We start from the raw sequence: 15,452 nt of genomic DNA on the forward strand, positions 1-15,452 counted from the left end.
CGTGCTCGAAGAAGCGCAGGTCATCGCGTGTGGTGCGGTCGATCACACCGGTGCGATCGCTGCTCGGCGCGCCGCCTGCGACGTGCTCACTCCACGACGTGCCGGCCCTCGGGCCGCGCGCTGCACGACGCCCGGAACGCGCAGTGTGTGCAGTGCTGTCCGGCGGTCGGTGTGAACCGCTCGTCGAGGACCTTGCCGGCCGCGGTGGCGAGCAGCTCGCCGACCCACTCCTCCGCCGCCCCCTCAAGGGCTTCCTGTGCCTGCACCTTGGGCAGGCTGTCACCGCCGTCCCGTTGGGCGGCGCCTTGGCGCAGCTGGACGAGTTCGGCGCCGCCCGGTTCGGGCCGTACGCCGTCGAAGGCTTCGTCGACGGCGCCCTCACGGACGGCGAGCTGGTACACGGCGAGCTGGGGGTGGCGCTCCACCTCGCGCGCGGTGGGTGCCTGTTTGCCGGTCTTGAAGTCGACGACGTAGGCGCGGCCCTCGCCGTCCGTCTCGACGCGGTCCATCTGGCCGCGGATGCGCACTTCGTAGTCGCCGGCCTCGAGGGTGACGTCGAAGTCGTGCTCGCTCGCCACCGGTGTGCGGCCCGTGCGGTCCATGACGTGCCACTTCAGGAAGCGTTCGAGCGCCACGCGCGCGTTCTGCTTCTCCTGCGCCGACTTCCAGGGCGCGTCGAAGGCGAGCGCGTTCCACACGGAGTCGAGGCGCTCCATGAGGACGTCGAGGTCGGCCGGGGTGTGCCCGGAGGCGACCTCGTCGGCGAGGACGTGCACCACGTTGCCGAAGCCCTGGGCGGCGGTAGCGGGCGCGTCGGCCTTGACCTCGCGCCCCAGGAACCACTGCAGGGCGCAGGTGTTGGCGAGCTGGTCGAGGGCGCTGCCGGAGAGCACGACGGGCTGGTCGCGGTTGCGCAGCGGCACCTTGCTCTCGGTCGGCTCGAACATGCCCCACCAGCGGTAGGGGTGCGCCGACGGCACCAGGGGCCGGCCGTCCTCGTCGGCGAGGGCGGCGAGGCGGGCGAGGCGACGGGCGGCGGCCTCCCTGAGGGCGCCGGACACGCGCGGGTCGACCGTCGTGGCCCGCAGTTCGGCGACGAGCGCGGCGACCGACAGGGGACGGCGCGGGCGGCCGGTGACGTCCCTGGGCTCGACGCCGAGTTCGGTGAGGAAGCGGGACGGCTGGTCGCCGTCGTCCGCGGGCGCCTTGACCGCCGTCACGACGAGGCGCTCACGCGCGCGCGTGGCGGCCACGTAGAACAGGCGTCGTTCCTCGGCGAGCAGAGCGCCCGGGGTGAGCGGTTCGGCGAGGCCGTCACGGCCGATGCGGTCGGCCTCCAGCAGGGAGCCGCGGCGGCGCAGGTCCGGCCACAGCCCCTCCTGCACGCCGGCCACGACGACCAGGCTCCACTCCAGGCCCTTGGCGCGGTGCGCGGTCATCAGGCGTACGGCGTCGGGGCGCACGGCACGGCGGGTGAGGGTGTCGGCGGCGATGTCCTCGGCCTCGATCTCGGCGAGGAAGTTCAGGGCACCGCGGCCGCCGGTGCGCTCCTCCGCGCGCGCGGCGGTGGCGAACAGCGCGCATACGGCGTCCAGGTCGCGGTCGGCGTTGCGGCCGGCCGCGCCGCCGCGCCGGGCGGCCCGCTCCAGGCGCGTGGGCCAGGGCGTGCCCTCCCAGAGGTCCCACAGCGCTTCCTCGGCCGTACCGCCGCCCGCGAGCCGCTCACGGGCCTTGCGCAGCAGCGCGCCGAGACGCTGGGCGCCGCGCGCGTACGTCGGGTCGTGCGTGACCAGGCGTTCCGGTTCGGCCAGCGCCCGCGCGAGCAGCTCGTCCGAGGGGGGTGGCAGTGGGTTGCCCGCGGCCCGCTCCTCCTCGCGCAGGGCGCGCCCGAGGCGGCGCAGGTCGGCCGTGTCCATGCCGGCGAGGGGCGACGTGAGGAGGGTGAGAGCGGTTTCGGTGTCGAGCCAGCAGGGGTCCGCGGCGGCGGGGCCAGGCTCCCCTGCGTCAGCGGCAGAACCGGCGGGCTCCTCCCCGCCGGCGGCGGCAACCTGGGCGTCCCCGTCCGCAGGCGCGGCGGCAGCCTCGGCGTCCCCGTCCGCAGGCGCGGCGGCAGCCTCGGCGTCCTCCCCCGCAGGCGCGGCAGCAGCGCCCCCTTCCGAAGAGGCGGCGGCAGCATCCGTGCCGTCCTCCGCAGGAGCGGCAGGGACCCCGGTGCCCTCGCCCGTCGGTACGGCGGCAGTCTCGGCAGCCTCCTCCGCCCGTGCGGCCCCCTCCGCCCGTACCGTCTCCTCCGCCCCGGTGGCCGCCGCCTCTGCCGTGGCCACCGCTCTCAGGGCCGTCAGCAGGGGCGCCACCGCGGGTTCGTGGCGTAGGGGCAGGTCGTCGCCGTCGATGTCGAGCGGGACGCCGGCGGCCGTGAGGGCGCGGCGGACCGTCGGGATCGTGCGGGAGCCCGCGCGCACCAGCACGGCCATCTCGCGCCAGGGGACGCCGTCCTCCAGGTGCGCCCTGCGCAGGATGTCGGCGATGTTGTCCAGCTCGGTGCCGGGCGTCGGGTACGTGTGGACCTCGACGCGGCCGCCGTCGCGCACCGGGGCGAGGTCGCGGTGGGCGCGGACCTTCTCCGCCGGGAGGCGGGTCAGCGGCATGCGCTGGGTCAGCAGCCGGGTCGCGGCCAGCAGCGCGGCGCCGGAGCGGCGGGAGGTGCGCAGGACCTCGACGGGGGCCGGGCGGCCGTCCGGGCGTGGGAAGGCGCGCGGGAACTCGAGGATGCCGTTCACGTCGGCGCCCCGGAAGGCGTAGATCGACTGGTCGGGGTCGCCGAAGGCGACCAGGGTGCGGCCGCCGCCGGCGAGGGCGTGCAGGAGCCGCACCTGGGCCGGGTCGGTGTCCTGGTACTCGTCGACGTAGACGGCGTCGTACTGGGCGGCGAGCCGCTCGGCGGCCTCGGGGCGGTGGGCGAGGAGGACCGCGCGGTGGACGAGTTCCGCGTAGTCGATCACGCCGTGCAGGTCGAGGACATCGAGGTACTCGGCGAGGAAGGTCGCCGCGGCTCGCCAGTCGGGGCGGCCGATGCGGCGGGCGAACGCGTCCAGGGCCTCGGGGCCCAGGCCGAGTTCGCGGCTGCGGGCGAGCACCGCGCGGACCTCGTCGGCGAAGCCGCGGGTGGTGAGGCAGGCGCGCAGGTCGTCCGGCCAGCGCACGTGCGCGAGGCCGAGCCGTTGCAGGTCGAGCTGGCCGGCGAGCAGCTCGCGGACGGCCACGTCCTGCTCGGGGCCGGACAGCAGCCGCAGCGGCTCGACGAACAGGTCGCTGTCCTGGTGGGCGCGGACCAGGGCGTAGCAGTACGAGTGGAAGGTGGTCGCCTGGGGCGCGCGGGCGGCGCCCATGCGCAGGGCCATCCGGTCGCGCAGTTCGACGGCGGCCTTGCGGCTGAAGGTGAGCACCAGGATGCGCGCGGGGTCGCCGCCACGGGCGACGCGGGCCGCCACGGACTCGACGAGGGTCGTGGTCTTTCCGGTGCCGGGGCCTGCGAGGACGAGGAGAGGGCCGGCGGCGTGGTCAACCACGGAGCGCTGTGCGGCGTCCAGACGAGGGGGGACCACCTGGGCCGGCGGGGTACGTACCAGTCGGTAAGCGCCACGGCTCCCCTGTCGCCCGTGCGGGGGCGACAGGCGCCTGGTGGAGGAAGAGGAGCTCACGTGGTTCGCCGGTCCTGGTGGGTGTGCAGGTCGTCACTGCCGGCGCGGCGCGCCGTCGTCGGGGGGTGGTGGTCGGGTGGTGGGTCGGAGGACCGCCGCTCGTGGAGGGCGGTGGTCGCGGTATGAGGGGGACGTGTGCCCGCGACGCTACGCCGACGGGTGACCCGGAAGAGAGGCTTCCGCTTCTTCCCTCCCGGCCCGTGGGCCCCGCGAGCCACGTGTGTCCCTCGACTCTCGAACGTACGCCATGTCGCGGTGGTGCCCCGTTTCCCCCGAACGGGGAACGGGGTCCCCTTGGGCGGGTCCGATGGCGGAAGCTGTCAGGTGTGACCCTCCGTGTGTTCGCCGCCGTCCCATCGGGCGCGTCTCATGTCGAGGCGCGGCAGATGGCCCTCGGCGGCCCTGCTCGCCTCCTTCAGGGGCGTGCCCTCGGCGCGGTAGTGGTCCAGGGCCCGCAACTCGTGGCCCGGCAGCAGCACCCCGTCGGCGCGCACGACGCGCCACCAGGGCACGGCTCCTCCGTAGAGGGCCATCACCCGGCCGACCTGCCGGGGGCCTCCCACCCGTCTCTCACCACCACCCTTGCCGGAGAGCGCTTCGCGCTCGCTGTCCTCACTCGCGAGCCACTCGGCGACATCCCCGTACGTCATCACCCGCCCGGGCGGGATCAGCTCGGCGACGTCGAGGACCCGCTCGGCGTACTCCGGCAGCGCGTCGGTGTACTCCGGGCGGGCGTCGTCCGGAAGGCTCTGCTCGCTCATCCGTCCCATCCTGCCCCACCCCACCGACAATGCGACGGGCCCGCCACCGTGGGTGGCCCTCGCCCCCGCGCGGCGCTTCGGGCAGACTGTGCGCCCCGCGTTTGCACCCTGATGCCCCCGTGTGTCGGTGGGGCATGCCACCATCGTGCGGGCGGTGACCGGTGATACGAGATCAAGAAGAGACGATGAAGCAGCAGGGTGTGCATCCCGATGACGCGGAGGGCACCTCTGACGCCGCGTCGCGCCCGGACAGCGCCCGCGCGGCGGAACAGGCCTCCGACCTCGTCGACGTGACGCACATCGACGAGGTGGAGGGCGACGAACCGCTGCTCCCCGCGCGCGTGCACCGCCCCTCCGACCTGATGCGGCTGCTGGTGGGCGTGCTCGGGGTGATCGTGCTGCTGGCCATCGCCGCCTTTGCGCACGGGACGACCTCGGGCCTGGAACAGGACATCAACAAGGGCACCGGGCAGGCACCCGACCTCCTCATCAAGATCGCGGGGCTGGCGTCCAGCATCGCGATCCTGCTGGTGCCGGTGGCGTTCGCCATCGAGCGGCTGATCAAGCGGGACGGGCTGCGCATCGCCGACGGCGTTCTCGCGGCGGTCCTCGCGCACGGGGTGACCCTCGCCACCGACCTGTGGGTGGCCAAGGCCGCCCCCGAGTCCATCCAGGAGGCGCTTACCCAGCCCTCCCCCGGCGACCTCAACGCCCTCACCGACCCCGTGCACGGCTATCTCGCGCCGGTCATCGCGTACATGACGGCCGTCGGCATGTCACGCCGGCCCCGATGGCGCGCGGTGCTGTGGATCGTGCTGCTCCTCGACGCGTTCTCGATGCTCGTCACCGGCTACACGACGCCGTTCTCGATCATCCTGACGGTGCTGATCGGCTGGATGGTCGCCTACGGGACGCTGTACGCGGTGGGCTCGCCGAACGTCCGCCCCACGGGACGGACGCTGATGGCGGGTCTGCGGCACGTCGGCTTCCGCCCGGTGAGCGCGGCCCGCCAGGAGGTCTCGGACACGCCGGAGACCGGCGACCGGGGCCGGCGCTACTTCGTCACCCTGGAGGACGGTCCGCCGCTGGACGTCACGGTGGTCGACCGGGAGCAGCAGGCACAGGGCTTCTTCTACCGCGCGTGGCGCAATCTGACCCTGCGCGGCTTCGCCACCCGCAGCAGCCTGCAGTCGCTGCGCCAGGCGCTGGAGCAGGAGGCGCTGCTGGCCTACGCGGCCATCGCGGCCGGGGCCAACGCGCCCAAGCTGATCGCGACCTCCGAACTCGGTCCCGACGCCGTGATGCTCGTCTACGAGCACACCGGCGGCCGCACCCTGGACTCGCTGCCGGACGAGGACATCACCGACGAGCTGCTGCGCGACACCTGGCACCAGGTGCGCGCCCTGCAGTCCCGGCGCATCGCGCACCGCAGGCTGGTGGGTGACGCGGTCCTGGTGGATCGTTCCGGCACGGTGATCCTCACCGACCTGCGGGTCGGCGAGATCGCGGCCGGTGACCTGTTGCTGCGCATGGACACCTCCCAGCTGCTCGTGACGCTCGGTCTGCGGGTGGGCGCCGAGCGCGCCGTCGCCTCGGCGGTGAGCGTGCTCGGCCCCGACGCCGTGGCGGACTGTCTGCCGATGCTGCAGCCCATCGCGCTCAGCCGCTCCACGCGCGCGACGCTGCGCAGACTGGCCCGGGAGCGGGCAGAGCGTGAGCGCGAGGCGGTGCTGGAGGCGTCCCGGCAGGCCAGGCAGGCCCGTCACGAGGCGGCCGAGGACGAGACGCGACCGGCCCTCGACAAGGCCGCCAAGAAGGCCGAGCGCGCGGAGGCACGGGCCGAGAAACGAGCCATCGACGAGGCGCTGGAGGAGGCCCGCGAGGAGGATCTGCTGACGCAGATCCGGCACGAGGTGCTGCGGATCCGGCCCCAGGCGCCGGTCGAGCCCGCCCGGCTGGAGCGGGTGCGGCCACGCACCCTGATCAGCTTCATCGCCGGCGCCATCGGCGCGTACTTCCTGCTGACGCAGCTCACTCACATCGAGTTCGGCCCGCTGATCGCCAACGCCGAGTGGGGCTGGGTCGCCGCGGCGGTGTTGTTCTCGGCGCTGAGCTACCTCGCCGCGGCGATGAGCCTGCTGGGGTTCGTGCCGGAGCGGGTGCCCTTCCCGCGGACCGTGGCGGCGCAGGTCGCCGGGTCGTTCGTGAAGATCGTCGCGCCGGCCGCGGTCGGCGGCGTCGCCCTCAACACGCGCTTCCTGCAGCGCGCGGGAGTGCGGCCGGGGCTCGCGGTGGCGAGCGTGGGCGCCTCCCAGCTGTTCGGCCTCGGCTGCCACATCCTGATGCTGCTGTCCTTCGGCTATCTGACCGGTACCGAGAAGACGCCGTCGCTGTCGCCGTCCCGCACGGTCATCGCGGGTCTGCTGACGGTGGCGGTGCTCGTGCTCGTGGTGACCTCGGTGCCGTTCCTGCGGAAATTCGTCGTCACGCGCGTGAGGTCGCTCTTCGCGGGTGTCGTACCGCGCATGCTGGACGTGCTGCAGCGGCCGCAGAAGCTGGTCACCGGCATCGGCGGCATGCTGCTGCTGACGGCCTGCTTCGTGATGTGCCTGGACGCGTCGATCCGCGCGTTCGGTGACGAGGCGACGTCGATCAGCATCGCCAGCGTCGCCGTCGTCTTCCTCGCCGGCAACGCGCTCGGCTCGGCCGCCCCGACGCCGGGCGGTGTCGGCGCGGTCGAGGCGACGTTGACGGTCGGTCTGATCGCCGTCGGCCTCCCCAAGGAGGTCGCCGCTCCGGCGGTCCTGCTGTTCCGGCTGCTGACGCTGTGGCTGCCGGTGCTGCCGGGCTGGCTGGCCTTCAACCACCTGACGCGCAAGGGCGCCCTCTAGGGACGCCGCAGCGGGCGTACCTCGTACGGACCGCGTCCCGCGCGCGTGGGCGGGCACGGCCCCAGGATGGGAGCATGCCCAGTCCCTCCCGCCTGCGCGCCGCCGCCCTGACCGCGACCGCCCTCCTGCTGTGCTCGCCGGTGGCCGGCTGCGGCGACGAGTCCGGCGGCGAGGATCTGGCGACGCAGAAGCTGGAGTGGGAGGGCTGCCCGACCCCGTCCCAGGCGGAGGGCGGCGGCAGCCCGCCGTCCCCTCTGCCGAACGGCGACGAGTGGCAGTGCGCCACCATGAAGGCACCGCTGGACTGGGACGACCCCGAGGGCGACACGATCGGCATCGCGCTGATCCGGGCGAAGGCGAGTGGTGAGGAGAGCCGGCGGATCGGCTCGCTGCTGTTCAACTTCGGCGGCCCGGGCGGCTCCGGCGTCACCACGCTGCCCGCGTTCGGCGAGGACTACGCGGCCCTGCGCACCCGCTACGACCTGGTGAGCTTCGACCCGCGCGGGGTCGGCCGCAGCGCCCCCGTCCGCTGCGAGAACGACCAGCAGCTCGACGCCTACTTCCAGCAGGACATGACCCCCGACGACTCCGTCGAGCGCACGACGCTCCTGGACAACACCAAGGAGTTCAACGAGGCCTGCGAGGACAACTCCAAGAGGATGCTGCCGCACGTGCGCACCACCGACGCGGCCCGCGACATGGACCTGATGCGCCAGGTCCTCGGCGACACGAAGCTGCACTACTTCGGCATCTCCTACGGCACCGAACTGGGCGGCGTGTACGCCCACCTGTTCCCCCGCAACGTCGGGCGGGCCGTCTTCGACGCGGTCGTCGACCCCACGCAGACGCCCGAACAGGGCGCGCTCGGACAGGCCAGGGGGTTCCAGCGCGCGCTCGACAACTTCGCCGAGGACTGCGCGTCGAAGACCGAGGGCTGCCCCGTCGGGGACACCGCGCAGGACGTGAAGGACCGGATCGCCGAACTGCTGAAGGACCTCGACAGCAAGCCCATCCCGGGCATCTTCCCGCGCGAGCTGACCCAGAGCGCCGCGACCAACGGCATCGCGCAGGCGCTGTACTCGCAGGACTTCTGGGAGTACCTCACCGAGGGCCTGGAGCAGGCCTACGCCGGCGACGGCAGGATCCTGATGCTGCTGTCCGACTCGATGAACGGGCGCAGCGAGAACGGCGAGTACAGCAACATCGCCGCCGCCAACGCCTCCATCAACTGCTCGGACGACAAGCCGCGTTACTCCGTCGGCCACGTGGAGAGAAGGCTGCCCGAGTTCCGGTCCGCCTCGCCCCTGTTCGGTGACTTCCTGGCCTGGGGCATGGTCAGCTGCACCGACTGGGCGGTGCCGGGCGCCGCCGACCATCCCGACGTGCGGGCGCCCGGGGCGGCGCCGATCCTCGTCATCGGCAACACCGGCGACCCGGCGACCCCGTACGAGGGGGCGCGCAGGATGGTGGCCGCGCTGGGCAGGGGCGTCGGGGTGGAGCTGACGTACAAGGGGCAGGGGCACGGCGCGTACGACAGCAAGAACAAGTGCGTGCAGTCGGCGGTGAACGGCTACCTCCTCGACGGGAAGGTGCCGGCCGCGGGGACGGTCTGCTCATGACGCACCTCCCCCACCCGCCTGACAAATCCGCAGGTCAAACGGTTATCCACAGGCCCGTACGAGCGTGGCTCGATCCACCTACTATGGCAGGACAGCCGTCCGCCGCCCGATGCGGACGGCCTGCGAGGGGGTGTGCACATGGCGCGATTCGTACGGTGGACGGCACTGGGAGCCGCCGCCGCGCTGCTCGTGGCGGGCTGTAGCAGCGGCGCGTCGGACGGGGGCGAGGACGGCAAGGGGGGTACGGCGGACGCGCGGCCGTCGGCCGGCTCCTCCGCGACGACGGGCGCGCCGGCGGCCCTGCCCGCCTCACTGACCGGCCAGAAGCTCGACTGGGGACGCTGCAAGGAGACCTCGGACTCGCCCGCGCCGGGCAGCGAGTGGCAGTGTGCCACGCTGAAGGCGCCGCTGGACTGGTCGAAGCCCGCCGGCGACACCATCGACCTGGCGCTGGTCCGCGCCAAAGCCGGTGGCGCCGGAGGCGAGCGGATCGGCTCGCTGCTGTTCAACTTCGGCGGTCCGGGCGGCTCCGGCGTGTCGACACTGCCGTCGTACGGTTCCACGGTCGCGTCACTGCGCGAGCGCTACGACCTGGTGAGCTGGGACCCGCGCGGGGTCGGCGCCAGCGAGGGCGTCCGCTGCCGCAGCGACAAGGAGATCCAGGCCGCCGAGTCCGTCGACTCCACCCCGGACACCCCCTCCGAGGAGCAGACGTACCTCAAGGATGCCGACGACTTCGGCCAGGGCTGCGAGAAGGCCGCAGGCCCCCTGATGGCGCACGTCTCGACCACCGACACCGCCCGCGACATGGACCTGATGCGCCAGGTCCTCGGCGACACGAAGCTGCACTACTTCGGCATCTCCTACGGCACCGAACTGGGCGGCGTGTACGCCCACCTGTTCCCGAAGAACGTGGGGCGGCTGATCCTCGACGCGGTGGTCGATCCGAGCGCCGACTCGGTGGGCCACGCGAAGAACCAGGCGAAGGGCTTCCAGCTGGCGCTCGACAACTACCTGAAGTCGACCGGCCAGGACCCCGAGCAGGGCAGCGCGAAGATCGCGGCTCTGCTGAAGCGGATCGACGCGAATCCGCTGCCGACGTCGTCCGGGCGCAAGCTCACGCAGACGCTCGCGGTCACCGGCATCGTCCTGCCGCTGTACAGCCGGCAGAGCTGGCCCGGTCTGACCAGCGCCCTGGAGTCGGCCGAACAGGGCGACGGCTCCGAGTTGCTGACGTTCGCCGACGCCTACAACGAGCGGGACTCCTCGGGGCACTACGGCACGACGACCCACTCGCAGCGGGTCATATCGTGCTTGGACGACAAGCAGCGGCCGACGCTGGAGGAGACGAAGAAGCTGCTGCCGGAGTTCGAGAAGATCTCGCCCGTGTTCGGCACCTTCCTGGGCTGGGACGCGGCCGGCTGGTGCCACGACTGGCCGGTGGCCGGGCAGTTCGACACCCCGGAGGTGAGCGCGGCGGGCGCGGCGCCGATCCTGCTGGTCGGCAACACCGGGGACCCGGCGACCCCCTACGAAGGGGCGCGGAAGATGGCGGACGAACTGGGCAAGGGCGTCGGTGTGCTGCTCACCTGGAAGGGCGAGGGGCACGGTGCCTACGGGAGCGGGAGCGACTGCGTCGACTCGGCGGTGGACGGCTATCTGCTGAACGGCACGGTGCCGAAGGACGGCACGGTCTGCTCATGACGACGGCGGGGGCTCCGGGCACCCGTGGTGCGCGAAGCCCCCGCCGTCCGGGCGGTCAGGTCGGCTCAGTAGACCGGCTTGCTCGGCTCGATCTGGTTGACCCAGCCGATCACGCCGCCGCCGACGTGGACGGCGTCCGCGAAGCCCGCGGACTTCAGGACCGCGAGGACTTCCGCACTGCGGACACCCGTCTTGCAGTGCAAGACGATCTTCTTGTCCTGAGGCAGGCCCTCCAGCGCGGTGCCCAGCAGGAACTCGTTCTTCGGGATCAGCTTGGCGCCCGGGATGGAGACGATCTCGTACTCGTTCGGCTCGCGGACGTCGATGATCTCGATGTTCTCGCCGTCGTCGATCCACTCCTTGAGCTGCTTGGGAGTGATCGTCGAACCGGCGGCCGCCTCCTGGGCCTCCTCGGAGACGACGCCGCAGAAGGCCTCGTAGTCGATGAGCTCGGTGACGGTCGGGTTCTCGCCGCAGACCGCGCAGTTCGGGTCCTTGCGGACCTTGACCTGGCGGTACTGCATCTCCAGGGCGTCGTAGATCATCAGTCGGCCGACCAGCGGCTCGCCGGTGCCGGTGAGGACCTTGATCGCCTCGGTGACCTGGATGGAGCCGATGGACGCGCACAGCACGCCCAGGACGCCGCCCTCGGCGCAGGAGGGGACCATGCCGGGCGGCGGGGGCTCCGGGTAGAGGCAGCGGTAGCAGGGGCCGTGCTCCGACCAGAAGACGGAGGCCTGGCCGTCGAAGCGGTAGATCGAACCCCACACGTACGGCTTGTTCAGCAGCACGCACGCGTCGTTGACCAGGTAGCGGGTCGCGAAGTTGTCCGTGCCGTCGACGATCAGGTCGTACTGGCTGAAGATGTCCATCACGTTGTCGGCCTCGAGCCGCTCCTCGTGAAGGATCACGTTCACGTACGGGTTGATGCCCTTGACGCTGTCCCGCGCGGACTCGGCCTTGGAGCGGCCGATGTCGGCCTGGCTGTGGATGATCTGGCGCTGCAGGTTCGACTCGTCGACCTCGTCGAACTCCACGATGCCGAGCGTGCCCACGCCCGCCGCGGCCAGGTACATCAGCGCCGGCGAGCCCAGGCCGCCGGCGCCGACACAGAGCACCTTGGCGTTCTTCAGCCGCTTCTGCCCGTCCATCCCGACGTCGGGGATGATCAGGTGGCGGGAGTACCTGCGGACCTCGTCTACGGTGAGCTCGGAGGCGGGCTCGACCAGGGGTGGCAGCGACACGGGGACTCCGTTGGTCGGTCAATCACTACAGTTGTTCTCCCTGTAACACTGCCATGGCCATCTTCATTCCGAGACACCCGTTCCGATCCGCGAGACGATTTCGTCCCAGTAGCCGGGCATGGTCTCCCAGGGGTCGAGCAGGCCGCCGCGGTCCGGCCGGTCGGTGAACCAGACCGTCGCCGCGCCCTGCCAGCGGGCGATGCGCAGCGCCTCCTCCAGGTGGCCGCGGGGTACGCCGTGCACCAAGTGGCAGAAGCGCTCGGGCGGATGGGCGGCGGTCCAGTCGGCCGCCTGCGACCAGCGGTAGTCGCTCCAGGGGCCGCAGAAGGTGACGAGCTGGTCGGCGTTGTCGGCGTAGCCGGGGTACGGGTGGGTGCCGTGGCCGAGGACGACGTGGAGCGCGTCATGGAGCGTGCGCAGCGTGCCGACGGTGCGGCGGACCTCGGGGAGCGCGCTGCGTTCGGCCGGGCAGCGGTCCAGGAGGAAGCCGCCGACCTGGTACCAGTCGAGGTACCGGCTCGCGTCGGAGACCACCTCGGCGAAGGCGCGGGCGCCGTAGGCGAGGTCCAGACGGCCGAGAACGCGGACGCCCGCGGTGCGGAGCCGGCCGGCGGCCTCCAGGCAGTGCGGGTCGGGGCGGGCGCCGGGCCCGGCGGCGACGTCGAGGACGGCCCAGTGCAGGGGCCGGCCGGGGCGGGTGAGTTCGCCCCATTCGGCCGGCGCGAGGAGGGGGTGCGCGAGGCCGGGGACGCCGAGGCCGGTGCGGACGTCGGTGGTCCCGGCGCGCGCGCTGCCCGCCGGGGTGCCTGTCAGATACGACACGCCGCCTCCATCCAGATGTCGGCGAGGGACTCCTCGAGGTTGATCCGGGGCCGCCAGCCGAGCCGGTCGCGGGCGGTGCGCACATCGGCCTGCTGCCAGCTGCCGCAGCCGTCCGGGTACGGGTACGCGACCGGGGCCGCCTGGTCTGAGTCGCCGCGGGGATGGCCGATGGCCGGCCGCAGGTGGGCGCCGGGCGGGCCGTCGAGTTCGTGGAGGGCGCCGGCGTATCCGGCCACGCGCGCGAGGATCGCGGCGGCGTCGCGCAGGCGGACGGCGCGACCGGAGCCGATGTTGATGACGCCCTGCGCGGCGGAGAGCGAGGCGGCGTGCACGGCGCGGGCGACGTCACGGACGTCGACGAAGTCGCGCTGGGCGCCCAGGCCGCCGAGTTTGAGCTCGCCGTCGCCGGACTGCATCGCGCGGCGCATGGCCTCGGCGAGCCGCCCGAGCGGGGAGCCTGCGGGTGTGCCGGGACCGGCCGGCGAGAAGACGCGGAGCACCACGGCGTCCAGACCCGACCCGAGGACCAGTTCGGTGGCGGCGAGCTTGCTGACGCCGTACGGGCCACCGGGGCGCGGAACCGCGTCCTCCGCCGTGGAGGAGCCGGGCTGGCTCGGGCCGTACTCGGCGCCGCAGCCGATCTGCACGAGGCGGGCGCCGCAGCCGCTGCGGCGCAGGGCCTCGCAGACGGTGGCGACGGCGACGGTGTTGTGCCGGGTGAGTTCCCGGGCACCGCCGCGGGTGGCGCCCGCGCAGTTGACGACGACCTGGGGGTGGACCGCGTCGAGGAAGCGGGTGAGAGCGCCGGGGCTGCCGGTCGCGAGGTCGAAGCGGACGTCGGCGTCGTCGCCACGGCCCAGTGCGGTGAGCTGGACGGCCGGGTCGGCGAGCAGGCGGTCGGCGACGAAGCGGCCGATGTAACCGTTGGCTCCGATCAGCAGGACCCTCATCGTGCGGCTCCCGGGGTGTGCGCTGCGGCTGCTCCCGTGGCCGCGGGGGCTCCTGCGACCGCGGGTGCCCCGGTGGTTCCGGTCGCTCCGGATCGGGAGGTGGTCATCTGGTTTCTCCTTCGGGGGTGTTGCGTGGGTGGAGGAGCGCATGCGTCGTGCGGTCCGTGCACGGTGGGGGTGGCGCTGCGCGCGATGGTTGGGCGGCGGGCGGCCGCCGGGGCGGGCGGAGATCCAGCCCCCGGGCCCCGCCGAGGCCGACCCGTGAGCGGCGGCTCCGCGTCAGCACGGCGGGTCCGTCCGCGCGTGAGCGGAGGCCCTGGTCAGCGTGCGGGTCGCGTGGATCAGCAGGGTCAGGGCCGCCGCTCCGCAGGCGAGGGCCGGCACGCCGGCCGGGCCCCACGCGGCCACGAGGGCGTCGACGGGCATGGCCAGGACGTCACAGCCGGGCAGACGGCCCGCGAAGACGGTGGCCAGGGCGATCGCCTCCAAGGCGCCGGCGGTCCCGAGAGCGAGCGCCGGGGCGTGGCCGAAGCCGTGCACGGCAAGGAGGCGAGCGAGGAAGAGCAGCACACCCAGGGTGAGGGTCTGCGCATACCCGGCGGGCTCGTCCAGGACCGCCGCGCACAGTCCGGTCAGCGCCGCGAGCGAGCACAGGAAGAGGGCGACCGCGCCGAGCAGCAACGGCTGTACGGAGGCGGCGAACTCCTCCAGGCGCCGGCTGGCGTTCAGTCGGCGACCGACGCGTACGGCGAGGAGGTGGGCGCTCCAGGCGGCGGGCGCGCAGGCGAGGGCCAGGGTGAGCAGGGGCGCGGCGGCGAAGGGCCAGGGACCGTGCGGCGTCCCGGTGGGCAGGCCGTCGGGGCCGCCGTCGACGGCGGCGCGCAGCAGTCCGTCCCCCAGGGCGGCGTAGGCCAGGAGCCAGCAAGTCCAGCCGGTCGGGTAGGCGCCGGGGTGCGTGCGGCCTCGCGGGCCCAGCGGACCCCGCCGCAGGGCCGCCCGCACGGCGAGAACCACGGCAAGGACGCCCGCGGTCACGACGAAGAAGCGCACCCGCCCCTGGGTGAGGTGGAAGCCTGCGACGGTCGCGGCGTACAAGGCGCCCGGCAGCAGGGTGAGCAGCGCCCAGTCCAGGCGGGCCGACGGGCTCGCGGCGGACGGCGCCGGACGCGGGGGCGTGTCGGCGTCACGCGGGACGCGGGCGTACATCTCCTCCGCGAGGGAGAAGACATCGCGGTGCCGAAAGCGGGCGGCGGTCCGGTCGGTGACGCCGTGGGCCTCCAGACCGGCCGCGATGTCCAAGGGGTCGACGGCCCGTTCGCACAGCTCGCGGTGGCGGTGCATCAGGGCCTTCACCGGGTCGGCGGCGCCTCGGCGAGGGGTGGGCGGGGTGTGAGGAGTGGCGGCGGGCGCGGCGTCGATGTCCGGGCCGACGACGGAGAACGAGTCCGGGCCCTCGCCGGGAGACGTGTCACCGACACTGCGCTCCCGCCCCTCGCCCGAAGACGCGCCACCAACGCCCTGCTCCCGGCCCTCACCCAAAGACGCGTCGCCGGCACCTCGCTCCCAGCCCCCACCCAAAGAAGCGTCGCCAGCCCCCCGCCCCCAGTCCGCACCCCAAGACGCGCCACCAACACCCCGGTCCCAGCCCTCACCCAAAGACGCGCCACCAACGCCCCGCCCCGATCGCTCACCTAAAGAGGCGTCACCCGCACCGCGCTCCCCTCCCTCACTGGCAGACGCGTCACCAACTACCCGCCCCG

At 73.3% G+C, this 15,452-nt stretch carries 9 protein-coding genes; 3 read left to right on the forward strand and 6 right to left on the reverse strand.

Features of this window, described 5'->3' with window-relative positions:
* Positions 1–86: 86 nt before the first annotated feature.
* Both ACPT94_RS05350 and ACPT94_RS05355 read right to left on the reverse strand, forming a co-directional pair.
* A complete protein-coding gene (locus tag ACPT94_RS05350) occupies positions 87–3,701 on the reverse strand; it encodes an ATP-dependent helicase (protein WP_425245234.1) in 3,615 nt (1,204 codons plus the stop codon).
* A gap of 320 nt (positions 3,702–4,021) precedes the next feature.
* Entirely contained in the window at positions 4,022–4,462 is a 441-nt protein-coding gene (locus ACPT94_RS05355; RefSeq protein ID WP_425245235.1) for an MGMT family protein, read from the reverse strand.
* A gap of 185 nt (positions 4,463–4,647) precedes the next feature.
* On the opposite strand from ACPT94_RS05355, the gene ACPT94_RS05360 reads away from it, so the two are divergent.
* The 3 genes from ACPT94_RS05360 (at position 4,648) to ACPT94_RS05370 (ending at position 10,676) form a co-directional block, all read left to right on the forward strand.
* Positions 4,648–7,353, forward strand: coding sequence for a lysylphosphatidylglycerol synthase transmembrane domain-containing protein (locus ACPT94_RS05360; protein ID WP_360336095.1), 2,706 nt, complete (start codon positions 4,648–4,650; stop codon positions 7,351–7,353).
* Positions 7,354–7,427: 74 nt separating this feature from the next.
* The gene (locus ACPT94_RS05365; protein WP_360336097.1) at positions 7,428–8,972 is read left to right on the forward strand and encodes an alpha/beta hydrolase; all 1,545 of its coding nucleotides are present in this window, start codon (positions 7,428–7,430) and stop codon (positions 8,970–8,972) included.
* A gap of 138 nt (positions 8,973–9,110) precedes the next feature.
* Positions 9,111–10,676 (forward strand): alpha/beta hydrolase, encoded by a 1,566-nt coding sequence (locus ACPT94_RS05370; RefSeq protein WP_425245236.1) that lies wholly within the window; start codon positions 9,111–9,113, stop codon positions 10,674–10,676.
* Between the two features lie 65 nt (positions 10,677–10,741).
* Here the strand turns inward: ACPT94_RS05370 and moeZ are convergent, their stop codons facing one another.
* From moeZ to ACPT94_RS05390, 4 genes are all read right to left on the reverse strand, one after another.
* On the reverse strand, positions 10,742–11,920 hold the full coding sequence (moeZ, locus tag ACPT94_RS05375; protein WP_360336101.1) for an adenylyltransferase/sulfurtransferase MoeZ: 1,179 nt from the start codon (positions 11,918–11,920) through the stop codon (positions 10,742–10,744).
* Between the two features lie 63 nt (positions 11,921–11,983).
* On the reverse strand, positions 11,984–12,742 hold the full coding sequence (locus ACPT94_RS05380) for a spherulation-specific family 4 protein (RefSeq protein ID WP_360336103.1): 759 nt from the start codon (positions 12,740–12,742) through the stop codon (positions 11,984–11,986).
* On the reverse strand, positions 12,730–13,692 hold the full coding sequence (locus ACPT94_RS05385) for an NAD-dependent epimerase/dehydratase family protein (RefSeq protein ID WP_425245237.1): 963 nt from the start codon (positions 13,690–13,692) through the stop codon (positions 12,730–12,732). The genes ACPT94_RS05380 and ACPT94_RS05385 overlap by 13 nt, the downstream gene beginning before the upstream one ends.
* Positions 13,693–13,971: 279 nt before the next feature.
* Complete coding sequence (locus tag ACPT94_RS05390) at positions 13,972–15,231, reverse strand: hypothetical protein (RefSeq protein ID WP_425245238.1); 1,260 nt, start codon at positions 15,229–15,231, stop codon at positions 13,972–13,974.
* Positions 15,232–15,452: the final 221 nt, after the last annotated feature.

This window comes from Streptomyces aurantiaciflavus (genome assembly GCF_049808595.1).
Classification (GTDB): Bacteria; Actinomycetota; Actinomycetes; order Streptomycetales; family Streptomycetaceae; genus Streptomyces.